Source organism: Dyella caseinilytica, assembly GCF_016865235.1.
GTDB lineage: Bacteria > Pseudomonadota > Gammaproteobacteria > Xanthomonadales > Rhodanobacteraceae > Dyella_B > Dyella_B caseinilytica.
On the sequence record NZ_CP064030.1, the window covers coordinates 3,470,486 to 3,491,972 of the forward strand.

The window sequence follows — 21,487 nt, forward strand, 5'->3', positions numbered from 1 at the left end:
CTGGCCCCGAACTTCAATAGAACCAGGCTCCGATTTACCTACATCGCAAGAATGCCCCTCACCCTAACCCTCTCCCCGGAGGGGAGAGGGGAACGCCAAGCGGCAAGGAGATATTCCGATGCACTTCATGCAATCGCTGCAAGCCGCATGGATCCGCAACAATTCACTGGTCTGCGTCGGCCTCGATCCGGAGCCCGCCAAATTTCCCGTGCATCTGCAGCAGCACCCGGATGCGGTGTTCGAGTTCTGCCGCACCATCATCGATGCGACCGCCGATCTGGCCTGCAGCTTCAAACCGCAGATCGCCCATTTCGCTGCGCTGCGTGCCGACGATGCGCTGGAACGCCTGATCGCACACATCCATGCCAAACATCCTGGCATTCCCGTGATTCTCGACGCCAAGCGCGGTGATATCGGCAGCACGGCGCAGCATTACGTGAGCGAAGCGTTCGATCGTTATGCGGCCGATGCAGTGACGCTCAACCCGTATCTCGGACGCGATTCCGTGCAGCCGTTTCTGGACCGTGCGGACAAGGGTGTCATCCTGCTCTGCCACACCTCCAATCCCGGTGCAGCGGATCTGCAGGATCTGGATGTCGGCGGCAAGCCGCTGTACCAGCACGTCGCGCAAATCATTGCCCGCGACTGGAACACGCACGGCAATTGCGCGCTTGTCACCGGCGCTACCTGGCCGGAGCAACTGGCCGAAGTGCGTGCGTTGGTGGGTGACGTGCCATTGCTCGTACCAGGCATCGGCGCCCAGGGCGGCGATGTGGAAGCCGTGGTCCGCAACGGCTGCACCGCGGATGGCACCGGGCTGATGATCAGCTCCTCACGCGCCATTCTCTACGCCGGCAAGGGCGAGGATTTCGCCGAAGCGGCACGCAAGGCGGCACTGGACCTGCGCGACAGCATCAACCATTACCGGAAGCGCTGACCGGTAAAACGGCAGCAAGCTCACCGGATCGCAATTTTCAACGACAGCCGCTCGCATAAAAAAACCGATGCCCGGCCCTCCCCCACTCCATGGCGCTATGTCAGTATCTGGCGGGGAACCGGCACCATGCCGGCCGATAGTCATACGAAGGAAACGTATGCGAGCGATCAACGGGTGGGCAGGCACAGTGAGCACAAGAACGGGCAAGTTGCTGCATCAGGCATGGCTGGTGCTGGTGGCCTTGATGGCACTTGGCGCCATCGGCCGGGTTCATGCGGAAAGCATCGATCCAAGCAAGGTCGCAAACATCAACGCCGCGACGTTCGAAGTGGTGATCCCCAAAGCGGTCGACGATCCGCTCACTTACGAAAAGCCACTTCCCCTGCAATTGCTGCCGTACCAGGAACGCACCGATAAGTATTTCTCTATCGGCACCGCCTTTGCATTGGGCAATAACCGTTATGTCACCGCCGGACACGTGCTGCTGGTCGCCGTGGGCGACCTCACCGGACCACCCGCGCTGCGCGACGCGAGTGGGCATGTCTACGCGATCGACAAGATCGAGAAATTCTCCTTACAACAGGATTTCGTGGTCTTTTCGCTGAAGGATCAACCCGGCACTACCGCACTGGCAACCAACACCAAGCCTGCTTTGAACAGCGTGGTCTATGCCGTTGGCAATGCACTGGGCACAGGCGTGGTGATCCGTGACGGCCTCTACACCTCCGACACACCGGAAGAAGAAAACGGCCGCTGGAAGTGGATGCGTTTTTCCGCCGCCGCCTCACCCGGCAACAGCGGCGGTCCGCTGCTGGATCAGGATGGCAAAGTGATCGGCGTGGTGCTGATGAAATCGGCCAACGAAAACCTCAACTACGCGCTGCCTATCAGCGAAGTATTGAATGCGTCCGATAATACGGCGGTGATGGACAAGCAACTGTCCTACCAGTTGGACGTGCTCGATTACGATCAGAACGCCAGCTTCAAGGCACAGTTCCCGCTACCGGCCAGTTATGCCGATTTCAGCGCCAATTACCTGAAGTTGCAGAACAGCTTCAACGAACAACAACTGAAAGCCTTGTTGCAGCAGCAAAGCGCCGACCTGTTCCCCAACGGCGCAGGCTCCAACCGGATTCTGCACGACAGTCCGCAGCTCAGCTTCTTCCCTACCCTGATCGCACATACCGGCAGTGGCCAGTGGAGTTACGCCGGGCGCGAGCTCAATCGCGTACCACTCAGTGGCAACGGTTACATCGCAAGCGGTGTTGTCGGTCACAACTTCCTGATCCACCTGCGACGGCCCGATGACATGAAGGCCGACGCGTTCTACGACGATCCCAAGCAGATGATGGATCTCGTGCTGAAGACCGGCTTCTGGTACCGCCAAGTGGGTCCGGAAAAAATCAAAATCACCTCGCTGGGTGAACCGACCACTAAAGACGACTACACGGATACTTGGCAGCGGCACTGGAAAGTGTTTGTCTGGCCGGAGCCTTATATCAACGCCCAGATCGTCGTGTTTGCGCTACCGGTGCCGGATGGCTACGCCATCATGATGCGCCTCAATCCGGCGATGACGACGCATGACAGCTTGATCGACATGAAAGCGCTCACCACCTTCTTCAACGTCGATTACGGCGGCTCACTGGCGCAATGGAAAGCCTTCCTCGCCGATGACACACTGCTCCCGCAATCACTGAAGAACACCCGCATCGATATCGATTACGGCAAGCGCTTCAGCTATGACTCGGACACGATCGCCTTCAATTACCCCGCGAGCCTGCAGGCCATTACACCGGACAACATGCTGGCCGTGGGCTTCGGTTACTTCCCGAACAACGGCAAGGTGAGCCTGCAAGCCAACTACATCCAGCTTCGCCTGAATGTTACCGATCCGGATCGCATCAGTGTTCGCCGCCACGTTGCTCCCAGCGCCGATCTGGATGACAACTTCAAGGAAGCCTGGGGCAAGCTGCTGCACAAGCAGCATCCGTATGATGGCGTTGCCTATAACGACGGCGATGAAATGGATATCGCTACGGTGATCGATCCGAGCTCAAGCGGGACACCTGCGGAGCTCTATACAGCGTTCTATGGAACACAGGGAACGCACAAGCCCGATGAGATGAAGGCGAAGCTCGATTCGCTGACGCAGGGATTCAAGATCAAGTCGCATTGATAGCGTACGTGAAAGCGAAGGCCATTCAATGTGGCGTCGAGACTACCCGCACCTCACTATCATCCCGGTCTGAACCGGGATGACGCGCAAGCTCATGAAACCGCGATCATGAAGAGAGCCTGATGTCCCTGCACGCCGACTTGCACGCCGTGCAAGCCCGGCTGACATAATGGCGTACCGATTTCGGAGGGATGACGACGTGAGCTTGTGGTTTCTGATTTTCCTTAGCGTGCTGCAGGGTGTCACCGAATTGTTTCCGGTCAGTAGCCTTGGCCACACCCTGTTGGTGCCCGCGCTGTTCGGCATGCATATCGACAAGCATGCGCCGCAGCTCATCCCCTTTCTGGTTGCCCTGCACCTGGGTACCGCGTTCGCGTTGCTCGGTTATTTCCGCCAGCGCTGGATCGCGCTGATCCGCGGCTTTTTCGCTTCGCTGGGCGGCCGCCGCAATGACGACGGCCACATGATGTGGGCGCTGATCATCGGCACCGTTCCCGCCGGTCTGGTCGGCATAGTGCTGGAAAAAAAATTGGAGCTGGTGTTCAAGGATCTGCGCATTGTTGCAGCCGCGCTGATCGTCAACGGGGTGCTGCTGTGGCTAGGTGATCGCCTTGAGCGTTCACGCGCACACAAGCCACCGGAGAAGCTGAGCCTCCGTCAGGCGTTTCTGGTGGGCCTGGCCCAGGTTGGCGCGCTGATCCCGGGCTTTTCGCGCAGCGGCCTGACCATGATCGCCGGTTCCGCAACGGGACTCGATAAGGAAAAGGCTGCGGAATTTTCGTTCCTGCTCGGCACACCGATCATCCTCGCCGCCGGCCTGTTGGAAATCCCCAAGCTGTTCAAGGCACCCGATCAGCTGGCCGACGCCTTTCTCGGCGGCGTACTCACCGCCATCGCAGCCTGGCTAAGCCTGCGCTTCCTGATGCGCTATTTCGAAGGTCGCGGACGTCTGGCCTCGTTTGGCACCTACTGTGTGATCGCGGGCGCTGCATGCCTGGGCTGGTTCTTGCTGCATCCGGTCGCCTGAGCGCGCATCATCGCGAAACGCCAGGCAGTGCGAGCGTTTCACTGCCTGGCACGTTTAAACGAGGCACACGGCGAGACCATCGACGCCCCCGTGATGGCCATCTCAAAATCTGCATACGACACGACACTGGCACTCGCCTTCACGAATCCGGGAGTCGTGTTTCACCGCCTATTCACCGCATCCGGTGTCTAAGACGCTAGTTACTCCGATCGCAACCTTGACTACGGCATGGGCTCGTCCCCATCCGGGAGGTTATTTGCGTGAATGCGGAACAACTGGAGAGTACCCCCGACACTTCTTTCGCAGCACCCCTGCACGGGCTGAGCTTTGCCAAGCGACGACACGCGTTGACCACGTACATCGCCGATGAAATCACCCGCTTGGCGAGAGCCGAACAGCACACACTGCAACCGGAGACAAAACTCGTCGATACCGGCCTCGATTCGCTCGGTGGCATGGAACTCATCGGCAATATTGAACGGCAGTTCGGCGTTGCGATACCTATCAACACCTTGCTGGGCTCGGCGACCTTAGGTGACCTGGTCGCCAGACTGGAGCAATCACTGGGTACGGATCCCTACGATGACGACGCATCGTCGTCTCCCATGTTGCCACCCCATGCCCGGGTGCAAGCCCGCCAGTCACGCGCGGTCGGTTTGCGCGACTGGCAACTCTCTGCACCGCTTTTCCTGATACCTGGACTCAATGGCACCGCTCACTATCTTTCGCCGCTATGCCAGGCCTTGGGTGCAAATCGCGCCTGCATCGCCTTCCAGGCACCTGGAGTCGATGGCCATGAACCACCGCTGGGCTCGATCGAAGAAATGGCACGACGTTATGTCGAGGAAATGCGATCGATTCAGCCGCACGGTCCTTATGCCATCGCCGGACATTCCGCTGGAGGACTGGTCGCCTATGAAATGGCGCAGATACTGCGCGAGCAAGGCGAAACCGTATCGCCACTCATCCTGATCGACTCGACTCTCACCGAGTCCGAGGACAACGCAGATCAAAGCGACGAGGTGATGGCACTGTTCGAAGTGATCGGGGTGTATTGCCGGCTCTCCACCGAACCGAAGACGCCCATTTCTGCCAACCATCTAGCCAGACTGCCCGCCGATCAACAACGTCAGGCCCTCTGGGGACTGCTTGCCGGCAATCCTGCGGCGGCCCATGTCATCGCCGTCTATCGCAAAGGATTTGCCGCGGTAACGCGTTACCGGCCACGCGTCTATACCGGGCCAGTCGTACTGTTACGCTCCAAGGGCGGCTTCCCCGCTGAAGCCGCTCATCCCCGCCGCCGCGTACGTCATCAATTCAGCTCCCCTACGCTGGGATGGGCTGACCACTGCCCCGCGTTACGCGTTATCGATACACCGGGCGACCACTTCACCATGGTCATGCCGCCTCATGCCAACACGCTCGCTTCCACCATGCAGGAACTGCTCGATACATCCGCGCCCATCAACCTAAGCCTCGAACGTCTGCGCCCGATAGCCCGCGCGCGCACCATCGGCCATGCCCTGATCATCGATGAAGAAGGTGTCCATTTCGATCCGCATCACGCAGATGTACGCGAAGACCCCCATCCCATACTGAGTCAGATTCGTGAACGGACACCCATCTTTCAGGATGCGCTTTCGCGATGGTGGGTGACGCGCCATGCCGATGTTTCCAGCGGCCTGCGCAACAAATCGCTGTCAGTCGACGCGAGGCAGCTCGATTACACGCACCGCATTGACGACGATAGCGCAAAGCCATCAGGCGTCAGCAGTTGGTTCCGCCATCAAGAGAACTCGGCACTCGCTCGCCTCTATAACAACTTCATGCTTTTTATCGACCCGCCGCGGCACACACTGCTCCGCAAAGTCTTTTCACCACTTTTTTCGCATGATTCCGTACAGCATCTCACGCGTTACATCGATGAACGCGTGGGTGCATTGATTGCAAATATGCGTATGCAAAGCGATCCCGACCTCATGCGCGACCTTGCCTTGCCGCTCCCGGTAAGTGTGGTATCGATGATCTACGGTGTGCCCGAGGAAGATTCGGCCATGGTGACGCAATGGGCTCGAGACCTTGGCATGGGGCTAGATACGGGCATGTCCCACCAAGCCATGCAGAAAGCCGAGCACAGCGCGGATAGTTTTACACGCTATCTTCGTGATCACATCGCACGCTTGCATAACACACCGGCCTCATCGGCACCCACGTCCCTGCTGAACGTCGCAGAGGTGATCCGCAACGGTGTCACACCCGACGAACTCGTGGCGCATATCGCCATGTCGTATTTCGCCGGATTCGAAACCACCACAAACACTATCGGCAATGGCACGCTGGCACTGCTCCGTCACCCGACGCAATTTGCACGCCTGCGTGACGATCCAGCGCTTGCCGACAACGCAGTGGAAGAACTGCTCCGTTACGATTGCCCGGTTCTGTATGTCCTTCGCTTTGCGATCGAGGACACCGCAGTGGCCGGCCAGAGCATTCCACGCGGAAGCTCGATCATCTTCATGCTGAGCGCCGCCAACCGTGACCCGGCTGCATTTCCGGATCCAGATCGATTGGACATCACGCGCGCGGCCAAGCACCACGTCGCGTTCTCGCATGGTGCGCACTATTGCCTCGGTGCGTCGCTGGCACGACTGGAATTACAACGTGTTTTTCTGGCGCTGGCGAAAGAACGCTTCCAGCTGGTTCCTAGAGGCGTGGCGTGGAGAGCGGCATTTACGTTTCGCGGACTCGACCAACTCCGAATCAGCTGGCAAACACCCCAAGCTATGAGCTGAATTATTCGTCTGCTGCCGGGTCCATGTCGGGAAACAGGATTTCGGTAAATCCGAACTTGGTGAAATCCGTGATGCGCGACGGGTACAACCGCCCGATCAGGTGATCGCATTCATGCTGCACCACGCGTGCATGAAAACCTTCGGCACGGCGATCGATGCGTTCGCCTTTCGGATCGATGCCTTCGTAGCGGATCAGCGAATAGCGATTGACCGCGCCACGTAATCCCGGCACGGAAAGGCAGCCTTCCCAGCCCTCCTCCATGTCTTGCGACAAGGGAGTAATCACCGGATTGAGCAGAATGGTCTGCGGCACCGCGGGCGCATCGGGATAACGCTCGGAGCGGTCGAAACCGAAAATCACCAGTTGCAGGTCAACACCGATCTGCGGCGCAGCGAGGCCAACGCCACCGGCGTCATGCATGGTCTCGAACATGTCGGCAATCAGCGTATCAAGCTCGGCGCTGCCGATCATCGTATCGGGCACGGGCGGCGCAACACGCAGCAAACGCGGATCGCCCATCTTCAGAATCTCGCGAATCATGCCAACCTCACACAAATGTTGCGTTGCTGTCTTACTGTGGACTTTACGCAGTGAATGCAAGCCTGCTGCCTCACGCTGCGGTGCAAAAACCGGCGACACCCCATGCTTGCGAGTGGCCTCTCTACCCTAAGCACAGGCCGCCCGCTTTGAGCAATACCGCGCAGGCTTTGCCAACGGTATGAAAGTGGCGAAACCCGCGAAATGACGATGATACGTCATCGAAATGACGGTCAGCGGTATTGACCCCTGCGACCGACAGGACGAACCTAACGCCATGCGCAAGCCTCGACATATCCCAGCGGGTGGTTCCTTGCCCGCATTTGTCCCGCTTTGAACAGGCGCTTATCGATCCCGGAGACCCTTCATGGAAACCACATCCAAGCCGATCGGCGTGGCAGGCAAGATCCTGTGGGCGATCATCGCCGTCATCGGCGCCGCCTGCCTGGGCGTGATCACCCTGCGCCGCGGCGAGCCGATCAACGCGATCTGGCTGGTGGCGGCGTCCGTTGCAGTCTTCCTGATCGGCTACCGTTTCTACGGCCGGTTTATCGAACGGCGTGTATTGCAGATGGACCCCGGCCGCGCGCCACCATCGGTGCTGCACAATGACGGGCTGGACTACGTGCCCACCGACAAGTGGGTGGTCTTCGGCCACCATTTCGCGGCGATTGCCGGCGCCGGGCCACTGGTGGGACCGGTGCTGGCGGCGCAGATGGGCTACCTGCCCGGCACGCTATGGATCCTGTTCGGCGTCGTCCTGGGTGGTGCAGTGCAGGATTTCATGGTGCTCGGCCTGTCGGTCCGGCGCGATGCTCGCTCGCTCGGCCACATGCTGCGCGAAGAGCTGGGGCCGTTTGCCGGTGTGGTCGCGATGTTCGGCCTTCTGGCCCTGATGATGATCGTGCTGGCAGTGCTGGCGCTGGTCGTTGTGAAAGCGCTGACGCACAGCCCATGGGGCACCTTCTCGGTGGCTTGCACGATCCCGATCGCGTTGCTCATGGGTGTCTATCTGCGCTGGGTCCGACCTGGGCGCATTCTGGAGGTATCACTGATCGGTCTGGTGCTGCTGCTGAGTTCGATCGCCTATGGCGCGCATATTGCGGCAACGCCCGACTTGGCGGCTCTGTTCGACTTCGATGCGAAATCGCTGGCCTGGCTGCTGATCGGCTACGGCTTCTTTGCGTCGGTACTGCCAGTGTGGCTGTTGCTGGCGCCACGCGATTACCTGTCCACGTTCCTGAAGATCGGCACTATCGTGCTGTTGGCGATCGCGATTCTGTTTGCCGCGCCGGACCTCAGGATGCCGGCCGTGTCGCGCTTTATCGACGGTACCGGCCCCGTGTTCCAGGGGCAGTTGTTCCCATTCCTGTTCATCACCATCGCCTGCGGCGCGGTATCGGGCTGGCATTCGATCATCGCATCCGGCACCACGCCCAAGCTGCTGGCCAATGAGGGCGAAGCATGCATGGTCGGTTACGGTGGCATGCTGATGGAAGCCTTCGTCGCGATCATGGCGTTGATTGCCGCCGCATCGCTGCATCCTGGCGTGTATTTCGCGATGAACTCGCCATCAGCGCTTATCGGCACCACAGTTGAGCACGCTGCCGCCACCATCAGCCAATGGGGTTTTGTCGTCACGCCAGATGAACTTTCGCGTACCGCACATGACATCGGTGAAACCAGCGTCCTCAGCCGCGCAGGCGGCGCACCCACGCTGGCGGTAGGCATGGCCCAGCTACTTCACAACATCATGCCTGGCGAACGGATGATGGCGTTCTGGTATCACTACGCGATTCTGTTCGAAGCACTGTTCATCCTGACCACGGTGGATGCTGGCACGCGTGTCGGCCGCTTCATGATTCAGGAGATCGCAGGACTCGTGCACGAACCGCTGAAGAACACTGAATCATGGATCGGCAATGTGCTGGCTACATCGATCTGCGTGGCCTTGTGGGGCTATTTCCTTTACCAGGGCGCCGTCGATCCGTTGGGCGGCATCAATACCTTGTGGCCATTATTCGGCATCGCCAACCAGATGCTCGCAGCGATTGCTTTGATGTTGGCCACGGTGGTGACCGTCAAACTCAAGCGCGAACGCTATGTGTGGGTGCCGGGTATTCCTGCGTTGTGGCTGGTGATCTGTACGCTGACAGCGGGCTGGGAAAAACTGTCTGGCCCGATCAGCTTCACCTATGCCGCACAGAATTACACGCAAGCCATGCAGGCAGGCAAGCTGATGGCACCGGCGAAAAATCTGGCGGAGATGCAGCGCATCATCACCAACAACAGCGTGGATGCCACGCTCACCGCCGTATTCATGCTGCTTGTCTTGACCATGGGTGGCTTTAGCGTCTACGCCATGATCAAAGCCTGGCGCAGCAACCAGCCCACGGCCCATGAAGCACCTCGCATCGCGCTGACAAGCGTGGTAGGACAAAGGTCATGAAGACGACACTATCGACATGGTGGCATCGTTTGGTGCAAGCCGCGCGATTGAGTTGTGGCATACCCGACTACGACGTCTATGTGGACCATTTACGCACACACCACCCCGAACGCCGGATTCCCACTTACGCCGAGTTCTTCCGCGAACGGCAAACAGCGCGCTATAAAGGTACCGGCGGGCGCTGTTGCTGAACACCGGCTAGACCCCAAACTTGGAAACATCAGGCCATGCCCGCATTGATGGCATGGCCTTTCTGTAACGCCCAGCCGTTAGAATTTACCCTTTCACGCGAGTCCGTGCCCGATCACCATGCCCTCAGGCAACTACCGCATCACCAAGCCCACCTCCGAGATCGAAGCCCAGCATAGTCTTGGGTTGCGTGTGATCGCGATTTATAAAGCGGTCAAAACTGTCTGCCTGATCATCGTGGCCATCTTCGCGTTCGGTTTGCATCAGGAGAAGAATTTCGATCATCTGGTGCATGCACTGGAACATCTGTCCCTGACCGACAGCAATGGCCTGCGCTGGCAGTTGGTGCAACTGCTGGAAGAGATGGGGCCGGGCAAGTTCGTCGCCATCGGACTGGTGGCTTTGGCTTACGCAGCCATCTTCGCCACCGAAGGCACCGGGTTGTGGTTGCGCAAACACTGGGCGGAATGGTTCACCGTGATCGCCACGGGTTCGCTGATTCCATTCGAAGTCTACGAAGTGTTCCACAAGTTCAATCTGCTGAAGCTGGCGGCTTTGCTGGCCAATGTGGCAATTGTGGTTTATCTGGTTCGACTGGCCATGCAGCCGCATGCGCGAAATCCCAGCGCAGGCCAAACGTCGACCGACTCGCAACCCTCATAACATTTAGCTTGCAGCCATGTAGACTCCAGCGGCGAGTCAATTTGAGTTGGAGCTTCAAGCATGAACCCAACTTGACCCAAATAACAAATTGTTCGTCGCAGATTAATCTTTCCCGCACAAAACTCGATGTTCTCACAAGCAACGAGGAGCGGTTCGTGAAGAAGATGATTGCTTCATTGACCATCACGCTGGCGTTGGGATGTGCTGGTGCCGCGATGGCACAGCAGCAGGCGTTGAATCAGCAAGAAATCAGTGCACAGCTGACGCAGCAGGGCTATACAGAGATTCATGATCTGACATTCGAAGATGGTGTCTGGTCAGCAAAAGCGCGTAGCGGCAATGGCGAAAGTGTAAAACTGCGCGTAGACCCCATCACCGGCCAAGCCTACCCCAACAAGCAAGTCTCGCCGATGAGCGAGTCCGACATCCGCTCTGCACTCTCAGTGCAAGGCTATACGGATGTGCACGGTGTGGATTTTGATCACGGCATATGGACGGTCAAGGCGAAAAGCCCTGCAGGTGCAAAGGTATCCTTGAAGGTCGATGCGCAGTCGGGGCGCATCATCGGCACCAACTAAGACGTGAGCCGTGTAGGTTGGGGTGCGCTGGCGATGACCCCAACCTACGACGCTGCCGCGCATGGCGCCGAGGGGTTCACACCTCGTGATGGATGGCTTCTGCAGGCGGCGTTTCCTTGCTGCCTCGACGCGGCATCAGTTCGACCAGATACATCGCTGCAAGCACCAATCCACCGCCGGCCAGCATGCGCCAAGTCAGCGCATCCACGCCCAGGGCCACAGCAAAGCCTGCGGCGAAAACAGGCTCCGTGGTCATCACGATCGCGGCACGTGTGGCAGGAAGATGCGCCTGCGCCCAGGTTTGCATCAGCATCGCGCCAGCGCCGGCCAATAGCGCCATGTACAGCGTGGCGAGCCACGCATCAGCATCAGGCGGCAGCGTGGGGCCACCGTGACCTGCTGTGGCCAACAGGCACACCAGTGCAATCGCTACCATTTGGACGGCTGAAAGGCCAAAGGCTTCATCGGCGCGCGACCAGTGACCCAGGGCAACGATGTGCAAGCCGTACAACAACGCCGAAAGCAGTGTCAGCCAGACACCTTTGTCGACGGAAAGGCCATTCAGCGACAGCAAGGCGAGGCCCAGCGTTGCCAATCCCACTGCCAACCAGACGACAGATGGTGTCCGTTGCCGCAACAGCACGGTGGCGAGGATCGGCGTAAACACGACATACATGCCCGTTACGAAACCGCTGACACTGGGCGAGATCAACGTCAGACCCCAGGTCTGCAGCAATTGCCCGCAGCCGTAAATCACGCCCAGCAATACGCCGCGCCAAAGCTGCTGACGCCCCAGGCGCGCCACATGGCGATGAAACAACACAAACATAGCGATGGCCGCGATGGCGAAACGAACGGCGAGAAAATCCGCGACGGGCATGTGGTCGACCACACCCTTGATCAGCACAAACGTGGAACCCCAGACCGCCGTCATAACCAGCAGACCGACGGTCGCCAGCAGGCTCACACGCGAAACCGCGCTCATCGCGTCATCAACCGACGCAGTTGACCAGGGATCTGCAGTACGAAATGCGCCCAGATGCCCAGCCACACCACGACTGCCAAATGCGGCTTGTGCGCTGCCGGGTCAAACTTGCGGAACCAACGCCACATGCCACGATGCTTGTGATAGCTGACAAACACGGGACGATGCCGACTCGATCCACCCTTGCCATGCAACACCCGGACATCACCCGCCAGCACAACGCGCCAGCCGCCATCACGCACGCGGCGGCACAGGTCCAGATCTTCGCAATGCAGAAAATATTTTTCGTCGAAACCGTTCAACCACTCGAACACCCGGCGCGGCAGCAGCATGACGGCACCGGATACGGCCTCAGCATCAACCACATGATCCGGCACGCCGCCGGTGGCATTCACACCCTCGCTGCCACGCCCGAACATCGTCGCCAGCGCGCGCTGCATGATGGGGTCACGTCGATAGGATGCTGGATCCGGCACGCCCTGCGCATCACAAACCACGGCGCCAACCAGGCCGGCTTTCTGTTCCTGTTTCAATACGTCCAGCAAACGCTGCAAGGCCGACTGCTCGATCAGGCAATCGGGATTGAGGATCAGGAACACCTGTCCGCGCGCCTGGACCGCTGCGCGATTCACCGCTGGCCCGAAACCGAGATTGGTGCGGTTGTAGATCACCTTGAGGCGCGCATCGTTTTCTCGCCCACGCGCGATCGCTTGTGGAATGCCGTCGGATGATGCGTTGTCGATCAGCAGCAGTTCGAGCGGCGTGCTACATGCCAGCACACTGTTCACGCAGTCGCGCAAGCTTGGGCCGCTGTCGGCGGAAACGATGATCACACTTAGCACGGGGACCGCATCAAGCACTGACATGATGATCTTTCATGGGATACAACATTTATTCCTCAAGCTGATCCAGACCAAGCACATGCGAAAGCGCGATGGGTGGCTGATCCTCTCCACGACTGAGCCATGCTTCGCTCGCATGCCAGCCATACAGATGCCAGCCGCGCAGCCGGCATGTACGATCGTTCACGCGATCGTACAACACCACTCCGCGCCATGACGTCATAGGTAAAGCAAACCAGCCGCGCCCTGGCGCCATCGACAGGCTTGGCTCGACATGATCGATCACCGTTTTCCCGCCGATCCGACAGTGCCCTTCACGCAACCACGACACATCTATGGAGGCGGCTTCCGTTGAATCGTCCAGCGACAACCATACAGGCGGCTGCAACTCGATGAGATTCGCGGCAGGCCCCGCCGCATTCATCGCCATGTCGCGCCATTCGGGCGAGGCTGCTGCCATTGTGGCATGCCGTAGTGGCTTGTGATCCTGCCAGGATTCGAACAAAACCAGCAGCGAAAAACCAACCAATGCGGCCAACAGCGTCAACGTCAATGCAGAACTATGCGTGTCGAGTGCCCGGTATCCAGCCATCAACAAACCGGCCAGTCCCCAGCGCAAGGCAGATCTGATGGTGGCGCCGTAGTGATGCAGGCGCACCGAATGCCCAAGCTGTGTCGCGCCCAATCCCAACAGTAATGGCAGACCAATCCACCACGGCATGCAGGCAAGCAATAGCATCCATGCGATGGCCAGCAACCAGGCTGACCATCCACGTTGTGGATGGGGGCGGCTCAGCCGCACCACACCCTTGCGTTGCGGAACATGCGCATCCACGGCGAATCTTCACCCCACGTTTCCGGATGCCAGCTCATCTGCGCCGTGCGGAACACGCGCTCCGGATGCGGCATCAGGATCGTCACGCGGCCATCTGCAGCCGTGAAGCCAGCGAGACCGCCGGGCGAGCCGTTCGGGTTGAGTGGATACGCCTCCGTCGGTTTGCCACGGTTATCGACAAAGCGCACTGCGCTACCCGATTTGGCCGGACTGCAGGACTGCGGAAAGCTGACGCGTCCTTCGCCATGCGCCACCGCCACGGGAATGCGCGAACCGGCCATGCCCTTGAAGAAGATGCTGGGCGAATCGAGCACTTCGAGCGTCGCCACGCGCGCCTCGTACTGCTCGGATGCGTTACGTAGGAACTTCGGCCAATGCTGTGCGCCCGGAATGATGTCCTTGAGCTGGCTCAACATCTGGCAACCGTTGCAGACACCCAACGCAAATTTGTTCGGGTCAGCGAAGAACGCAGTGAATTGCGCCCGCAACATATCGTTGTAGAGGATCGATGCCGCCCAACCGCGTCCGGCACCGAGCACATCGCCGTAGGAGAAGCCACCGCACGCGGCAAAACTGCGGAAATCGGCGAGCTTGACGCGGCCACTGGCGAGATCGGACATGTGCACGTCCACCGCCTCGAACCCCGCGCGCGTAAAGGCTGCTGCCATTTCGACCTGACCGTTCACACCCTGCTCGCGCAAGATCGCCACGCGCGGACGTTCCGCCTGCTTCAGATACGCCGTGGCGATATCGTCTGCCGGATCAAAGCTGAGCTTGGGACTGATGCCGGCATCGACATCGTCGATGCGCCAGGCCAGTTCCGCATCGGCTGTGGCCGGATTGTCACGCAGACGCTGCATGGCGTAGCTGGTTTCGTTCCACGCCTTGAACAACTGTGTCCAGTTCCACTTGAACAGCGTTTCGCCATTGAGGAACAACTTGATGCCAAGCTTTTCCTTCGGCCGACCAATACGCATGCTCATGCCCGCCAGCCCGTGTTTCACCAGCAGGGCTTCAAAGACCTCGCGATTGGCAGCGGCGACCTGCAACACGGCGCCCAGTTCTTCGTTGAACAATGCACGCAGCGTGGCTTCGGCCCAACCATCCAGCGTGATTTCCAAACCGCAATGACCCGCGAAGGCCATTTCCAGCAGCGTCACAATGGCGCCGCCGTCGGAGCGGTCGTGATAGGCCAGCAGCAAGTTCTGGCGGTTCGCTTCCTGCACCAGGTCGAACAACGCTTTCAGACGCTTGGCGTCGTCCAGATCCGGCGGCACGCCGCCGCCGCGATTGAAGACCTGCGTAAGGCATGAACCACCAAGACGCGCGCGGCCGGCACCGAGATCGATCAGCCACAGATCAGAGTCGCCATGATCCAGTCGCAGCTGTGGCGTGAGCGTGCGGCGCACATCGCTGACACGGGCGAAGCCGGTGATGACCAGCGACACTGGCGCGACCGTGCGTTGCGGGGTATCGCCGTCCTTCCACACGGTCTGCATGGACAGCGAGTCCTTGCCGACCGGAATGGAAATATCCAGTTCCGGGCATAGTTCCATGCCCACGGCTTTTACCGCATCAAACAGCGCGGCATCTTCGCCCGCGTGATTGACGGCAGCCATCCAGTTCGCGGAAAGACGCACTTCACCCAGCGAGTCGATCGGCGCCGCCGCCAGATTGGTGATGGCTTCGCCCACGGCAAGGCGCGCCGCGTCGGCGCTATTGAGCAAAGCTACCGGCGCACGCTCGGCCATCGCCATCGCTTCGCCTTGATAGCCCTCGAAATCGAGCAGCGTCACGGCGCAATCCGCGACCGGCACCTGCCAGGGACCCACCATCGGATCGCGCGCACACAAGCCGCCCACGGTGCGATCACCGATGGTGATGAGGAAGCTCTTGCTGCCCACGGTCGGTAGACGCAGCACGCGCATCAGCGCTTCTTCCATCGCGATACCGCTCAAGTCCGGCACCAGATCGATGCGAGGCTTGATGCGATGCGCATCGCGGTGCATGCGCGGCGCCTTACCGAATAGCACGTCCATCGGCAGGTCGATCACCGTGAGGTTGCGGCGCGGATCGGTGACGCGCAATACGCGCTCTTGCGTGGCTGTACCCACCACGGCGTAAGGGCAGCGCTCGCGCTTGCAATACGCTTCGAATTCCGGAAGGTCGGCGGGCGCAATGCCCAGCACGTAACGCTCCTGCGATTCGTTGCTCCACACTTGCATCGGCGACAACGACGGATCGTCGCAAGGTACCTTGGACAGATCGATGTCGCCGCCCACGCCAGCATCGTTCAGCAATTCGGGAATGGCATTGGACAGACCACCCGCGCCCACGTCGTGAACACTCACGATGGGGTTTTTGTCGCCACGCTGCCAGCATGCATCGATCACCTGCTGGCAACGACGCTCCATCTCGGCGTTGTCGCGCTGGACGGAAGCGAAATCGAGTTCCGCGCTCGATGCACCCGAAGCGACCGACGACGCCGCACCGCCACCCAGGCCAATCAACATCGCCGGACCACCCAGCACGATCACCGCATGACCGGGCTGCAGTTCGTGCTTCTGCACGTGCTCATGGCGGATATTCGCCAGACCGCCGGCAATCATGATCGGTTTGTCGTAGCCACGACGCACACCGGCTTCGCCGGTTTCGTGCTCATAGGTGCGGAAATAACCACCCAGGCAGGGACGGCCAAATTCGTTATTGAATGCGGCGGCGCCGAGAGGACCATCACGCATGATTTCAAACGCGCTGGCCATGCGCGGCGGCAACGGACGCTCCACTTCCCACGGCTGCGGAGAACCCGGAATGCGCAGATCCGACACCGAGAAGCCCGTCAGGCCTGCCTTGGGCTTAGCGCCACGACCTGTTGCACCTTCGTCGCGAATTTCACCACCGGCGCCCGTCGCGGCACCCGGCCACGGCGCAATCGCGGTGGGATGGTTATGTGTTTCTACCTTGATCGCGTAATCGATTTGCTCTTCGCTCGCGCGCCAAACGCCATCGGCACCGCTGACGAAACGCTTGCCGGTGTTGCCTTCGATGACTGCCGCATTGTCCTTGTAAGCAGACAGCGTATGTGCCGGCGCATGCTGGTGCGTGTTCTTGATCATGGCGAACAGGCTCTTGTCCTGCGCTTCACCATCCAGCGTCCAGCTCGCGTTGAATACCTTGTGACGGCAATGCTCAGAGTTGGCCTGCGCGAACATGAAGAGTTCGGCATCGGTGGGGTCGCGGCCTAATTCGGCGTAACGGGCGGCGAGGTATTCGATCTCATCGTCCGCCAGGGCAAGGCCCAGTTCGGTATTGGCCTTGGCCAGCGCAGCCTGCGCATCACCGCCTAATGCGACATAGACAAGATCACCCGGCTGGCCGGCGAGGAACAGACCCTGCGCCTGGTCCAGGCTGGTGAGCACGGATTGCGTCATCGCATCGTGCAGCACACCCAGCACATCGTTATAGGCAGCGTTGCCCGGAGCCGACAATCCGCTCACCTGCCAGGCTATGCCGCGTTCAACGCGACGGACATCGAAACCGGCGCCATGCAGGATGTCGGTGGCCTTGCTGGACCACGGCGAAATCGTGCCAAGGCGCGGCGCCACCCAGAAAGAGGCGGTCTGTGGCTGGCCATCTTTGGCCTCCAGCGCCTCCAGCAGGCGAACGCGCTGCTCGCCCTCGGGCATGGCTGCGGCATCAATGAAATAGACGAACCAGGAAGCCTGTACCTTCACGCCACGATGCAGGGCATCCAGGCGAGCGTTGAGACGTTCCAGACGAAAAAGCGAGAGGGCGCTCTGCCCGTCGAGTGCGATCATGCGGGGGAAAAGGCGCTAAGCGGTGGAGCGCCCTATTGTACCTGACCGGGGCGGTGAACCGCGCTGTTTGCCTTGCAGCGCACCTCACCCCGGCCCTCTGGAGGTCCGGGGTAAGGGTCATGCTCGCGAGAAAGCCGCATCTTGCCGACCCATTCGAGCTTTAGATGGCTCGCACACAGGCTCCTCCGGACAAGCTTGCCCCTCACCCCAACCCTCTCCCCGAAGAGGAGAGGGAGCTGCATCCGGCATCGGCTAAAGTTCGTCGTGAACCCGCATGAATCGCGCAAAACGCGGCTTTCCACCTGACGTCATGCCTTGATAGCGGAACGTCACCATGCTGCCGACGGGCGGCGGATCGCGGCGCTGCGCATCGCTAAAACCCGTACCAATACGAAAACGCGTGCCATCCGGCATTTCCACCAACAGAGCGCCCATCATGCCCTCGTATTTGCCTTGGCCTGGCGCATAGGCCACGACCTTGGCCTCGGCATCGTCATACGGCTTGAACTTGAGGAGATCGCCGTTGCGTCCGGCGTGATAGAGCGAGGAACCGCGATGCAAGGCCAATCCTTCGCCACCACCCGCCACGACCTCGTCCAGGTGCCGCTTCAATTCGGCTTCGTCAGCGACTTTGAATTGCTTTACCAGCAGCACCCACGGTAGATCCAGCTTGGCCACCAACCGTTGAAGCGCGGGAATACGCTGATCGAACGTGCCTGGCTGCCCGGGCGCATCGAAGACCATGTAGCGGATATGCCGCCACGCTTCATCGCTGGCTGGTTGCTGGCGGATGGTGGCCGAGGCCAGCTCAAACTGGCCGCGACCGCCCCAGAGTTCACCATCCATCGGGGTTCGCGGCCAGTTGGCGGTGAACCACGCTGGCGCAGGGATCACGGCACCGCTGCGGGTGAGCAGCTTTTCACCGTCCCAGTAACCGCGCACGCCGTCGTACTTTTCACTGACCCAATAATCACTGAGCGCCACACCGGCGTGATAGACGTTCGCCAGCATCACTGGCGATGGCGCAGAGCCTGCGGCGTAACCGGGATGAATAGCCAGTCCGATCCATAGCGGCAAAGCGCAAAGTGCTTTTGTCGATCTCGAAAGCTTTCGCATGAACACCTCCCTGAGCATGAGTCGCTCGCATCGCCGTCATCAGAATGGCGGTGCAGGCGATGTCATTGTGGGAAGGTGTTCAGCGCGAAACGATGGATCAACCGCCCGTTGCAGAGTGCTCCTGCACCGCTTGCAACATATCGGCCGGAGAGAGATAGCCGCCGATCAGGGTGCCGTCTTCCGCATACACGGACGGCGTACCGGTCACGCCCAGCTTCAGGCCGAGATCGAACTGATCCTTGACCGGATTCTTGCAGTCGGCCTGCTTGGGCAGTTGTCCTTTCTTGGCTGCGGTAAACGCGTCGTTGCGGTCGGCAGCACACCAGATCGAGACCATCTCGGTGTAGGTCGCAGTGGGCTTGCCGTCATCGCCGATCACGCCGGCGCGCGGCCACGCCAGATACTGTACGGCAATGCCTTCCTTGTTGAGGGCATTGATCTGCTGATGCAGCACGCGGCAATACGGACAGGTGACATCGGTAAACACCGTCACCGTGTATTTGGGATGTTCCGGCGCGAACACGATGCGCTCGGATACCGGCACCTTGGCCAGTTCGTTCTTGCGATAGCTTGCCCAGGCATCATCAGTGAGGCTGACGCCCTTTACGCCATCGATCAGGTCGCCGTTCATCACATACTTGCCATCTGCGCTGACATAAACCAGATGGCCGGAAGCGATCACTTGGTAAAACCCGGGTATCGGCGCGGGCGTGATCTCATCGACCTGTGCCTTGGGCACTAACCGGAGAAGCGTCTGCCGCACGATATTTTCAGGAGTATTGGCAACCGGCGGCGGCACGGACACCGCGGCTCCGGCGAGCGCGGCAGCAGCATGAAAGGCAAGCGCACCGGCGCAAAGCGTCAACCAGAACTTCTTCGACATACAACCTCACTACGTACCGGCATCGCGCGGGATGACGAGCCGGAAGACACCGAAAGTATCGCACAGCGATCGTAAAGGACTCTTCAAATGCTGGACGAATGATGTGTCAGCCGATGTATCAGCCGCGTGGATGATGTTGGGCGTGCAGGCGCTTCAATCCTTCCTTGGCGACCAGCGTATAAATTTGCGTCGTGCTCAGGGCGCTGTGTCCCAGCAGCATCTGCAGGGCGCGCAGGTCCGCACCGTGGTTGAGCAAATGGGTAGCGAAGGAATGCCGCAGCACATGCGGCGAAATGCGCTTGGCATTGATGCCCACCGTGACGGCGTAACGCTTCACAAGCGTCCAGAACATCTGGCGGGTCATACCTTCCCCGCGCTTACTCAAGAACAGAGCGTGTGGCTGCCGCCCCTTGGCCAGCACCGGGCGCGCCTGCGTCAGATACGCCTGAATCCGTTCGAGTGCGACTTCACCCACCGGCACCAGCCGATCTTTGCCACCTTTGCCCGTCACGCGCAGCACACCCTGGCGGGGATTCAAGGCCGCAAGCGGCAGTTCCACCAACTCGGACACGCGCAGGCCCGAGGCGTACATCAGCTCGAACATGGCCCGGTCACGCAAGCCCAGCGTCGTGCTGACGTCCGGCGCATCGAGCAGACCTTCCACTTCACGTTCTGCCAGCGCCTTAGGCAGGCTGCGCGGCATTTTGGGGCGCTCGATCAGCAGGGTCGGATCGTCAAAACCGGGCTCGTTGCGAACCAACGACGCATAAAAGCGGCGAAATGCCGATTGCCGCCGCGCCATCGATCGCACGGCTACCGGCTGCGATCCGTGGAAGGCGGACAGATCCTCGCGCCGCGCGGTGCGCAGGGTTCGTCCGCGCGTAGCGAGCCAGCGGGCCAGCGTCTGCAGATCCTGGCGGTAGGCTTCAAGAGTACGTTCGGCCAGGCCGTCCTCTGACCAGACGCGCTCAACGAAGACTGCAATCTCCTGCTCATCGGCTTCGGCGATGCTGGTTTGGCCTTCCTGGCTGATTTGCTCTTTACGGTTGCTTGCTTTCATGCGCACGATGCTGGGCATTGCGCGAGCGTCTTGCAAGCTGATCTATGACTGAGACTGAAACGACAAACATGATGTGCCCGCTGTGGCGGCGGCTGCTCGCCCTGGTCTACGACCTGGTCGCCGTGCTGGCGATCGTGATGGTGGTCGGCCTGCTTTGCGAACTCGTCACAGGTGGCCGACTGATCACGACAGGCTCACAGGTGCATATCGCCTGGTGGTATCAGCCTCTGCAAGCGCTGGTCGTTGCCGCTTATTTCGCTGTGTCTTGGCTGCGCGGCGGTCAGACGCTGGGAATGCGACCCTGGCGTATCCGCATCACTGCAAATGGCGGCGCGCCGCTGTCGGTGCGGCAGAGCCTGGTGCGGGTCGTGGTTGCCGCCCTGCCCTTGCTGCTGCTTTTGCTGGCGCCGCAGATTGGCCTCAAACCAACGCTTTGGGCGATGGCGGGCGCTTGGGGCCTGTGGTTTGCCGCGGCCCTGTTTGGCGTCCGTTGTCAGGCTGTGCACGACCTCGTGGCGGGGACCGAGATTCGCCGGATCGGGTGAAATTCAGCCGTTTCACACCAGCCTGATACAGCGGCATTGCAAGCTATTGAT

General features: G+C 60.1%; 17 protein-coding genes. 9 read left to right on the top strand and 8 right to left on the bottom strand.

Going from position 1 to position 21,487, the window contains the following annotated elements; translation table 11 throughout:
• The first annotated feature begins 118 nt into the window (after positions 1–118).
• From pyrF to ISN74_RS15310, 4 genes are all read left to right on the top strand, one after another.
• A complete protein-coding gene (gene pyrF, locus ISN74_RS15295; RefSeq protein WP_188800035.1) occupies positions 119–937 on the top strand; it encodes an orotidine-5'-phosphate decarboxylase in 819 nt (272 codons plus the stop codon).
• Between the two features lie 187 nt (positions 938–1,124).
• A complete protein-coding gene (locus ISN74_RS15300) occupies positions 1,125–3,116 on the top strand; it encodes a S1 family peptidase (protein ID WP_229679311.1) in 1,992 nt (663 codons plus the stop codon).
• A gap of 199 nt (positions 3,117–3,315) precedes the next feature.
• Complete coding sequence (locus ISN74_RS15305) at positions 3,316–4,143, top strand: undecaprenyl-diphosphate phosphatase (RefSeq protein ID WP_188800037.1); 828 nt, start codon at positions 3,316–3,318, stop codon at positions 4,141–4,143.
• A 260-nt stretch (positions 4,144–4,403) separates the two neighbouring features.
• On the top strand, positions 4,404–6,935 hold the full coding sequence (locus ISN74_RS15310) for a cytochrome P450 (protein WP_188800038.1): 2,532 nt from the start codon (positions 4,404–4,406) through the stop codon (positions 6,933–6,935).
• Between the two features lies 1 nt (position 6,936).
• On the opposite strand, the gene def is transcribed toward ISN74_RS15310, so the two are convergent.
• A complete protein-coding gene (gene def / locus ISN74_RS15315) occupies positions 6,937–7,476 on the bottom strand; it encodes a peptide deformylase (protein WP_188800039.1) in 540 nt (179 codons plus the stop codon).
• 364 nt (positions 7,477–7,840) lie between these two features.
• On the opposite strand from def, the gene ISN74_RS15320 reads away from it, so the two are divergent.
• From ISN74_RS15320 to ISN74_RS15335, 4 genes are all read left to right on the top strand, one after another.
• The gene (locus ISN74_RS15320; RefSeq protein WP_188800040.1) at positions 7,841–9,922 is read left to right on the top strand and encodes a carbon starvation CstA family protein; all 2,082 of its coding nucleotides are present in this window, start codon (positions 7,841–7,843) and stop codon (positions 9,920–9,922) included.
• The gene (locus tag ISN74_RS15325; protein WP_188800041.1) at positions 9,919–10,113 is read left to right on the top strand and encodes a YbdD/YjiX family protein; all 195 of its coding nucleotides are present in this window, start codon (positions 9,919–9,921) and stop codon (positions 10,111–10,113) included. Before ISN74_RS15320 ends, ISN74_RS15325 begins: the two co-directional genes overlap by 4 nt.
• Positions 10,114–10,231: 118 nt before the next feature.
• Positions 10,232–10,774 carry a DUF2127 domain-containing protein gene (locus ISN74_RS15330; RefSeq protein WP_188800042.1) on the top strand — a complete coding sequence of 181 codons (543 nt, stop codon included), beginning with the start codon at positions 10,232–10,234 and terminating at the stop codon, positions 10,772–10,774.
• A gap of 164 nt (positions 10,775–10,938) precedes the next feature.
• Positions 10,939–11,352 carry a PepSY domain-containing protein gene (locus ISN74_RS15335; protein WP_229679374.1) on the top strand — a complete coding sequence of 138 codons (414 nt, stop codon included), beginning with the start codon at positions 10,939–10,941 and terminating at the stop codon, positions 11,350–11,352.
• Positions 11,353–11,428: 76 nt separating this feature from the next.
• Here ISN74_RS15335 and ISN74_RS15340 read toward each other — a convergent pair whose 3' ends face one another.
• From ISN74_RS15340 to xerD, 7 genes are all read right to left on the bottom strand, one after another.
• Positions 11,429–12,337 carry a DMT family transporter gene (locus tag ISN74_RS15340; protein ID WP_188800043.1) on the bottom strand — a complete coding sequence of 303 codons (909 nt, stop codon included), beginning with the start codon at positions 12,335–12,337 and terminating at the stop codon, positions 11,429–11,431.
• Entirely contained in the window at positions 12,334–13,203 is an 870-nt protein-coding gene (locus ISN74_RS15345) for a glycosyltransferase family 2 protein (RefSeq protein WP_188800044.1), read from the bottom strand. The genes ISN74_RS15340 and ISN74_RS15345 overlap by 4 nt, the downstream gene beginning before the upstream one ends.
• A gap of 25 nt (positions 13,204–13,228) precedes the next feature.
• Entirely contained in the window at positions 13,229–14,014 is a 786-nt protein-coding gene (locus ISN74_RS15350; protein WP_188800045.1) for a hypothetical protein, read from the bottom strand.
• Entirely contained in the window at positions 13,972–17,832 is a 3,861-nt protein-coding gene (gene purL / locus ISN74_RS15355; RefSeq protein ID WP_188800046.1) for a phosphoribosylformylglycinamidine synthase, read from the bottom strand. Before purL ends, ISN74_RS15350 begins: the two co-directional genes overlap by 43 nt.
• Positions 17,833–18,084: 252 nt before the next feature.
• Complete coding sequence (locus ISN74_RS15360; protein ID WP_188800047.1) at positions 18,085–18,948, bottom strand: DNA ligase; 864 nt, start codon at positions 18,946–18,948, stop codon at positions 18,085–18,087.
• Positions 18,949–19,045: 97 nt separating this feature from the next.
• Positions 19,046–19,831, bottom strand: coding sequence for a thioredoxin fold domain-containing protein (locus ISN74_RS15365; RefSeq protein ID WP_188800048.1), 786 nt, complete (start codon positions 19,829–19,831; stop codon positions 19,046–19,048).
• A gap of 118 nt (positions 19,832–19,949) precedes the next feature.
• Positions 19,950–20,891, bottom strand: a complete 942-nt coding sequence (xerD, locus tag ISN74_RS15370; RefSeq protein ID WP_188800049.1) for a site-specific tyrosine recombinase XerD — start codon at positions 20,889–20,891, stop codon at positions 19,950–19,952.
• Positions 20,892–20,935: 44 nt separating this feature from the next.
• Between xerD and ISN74_RS15375 the strand changes: the two genes are divergently transcribed.
• On the top strand, positions 20,936–21,436 hold the full coding sequence (locus ISN74_RS15375; protein WP_229679312.1) for an RDD family protein: 501 nt from the start codon (positions 20,936–20,938) through the stop codon (positions 21,434–21,436).
• Positions 21,437–21,487 lie beyond the last annotated feature (51 nt).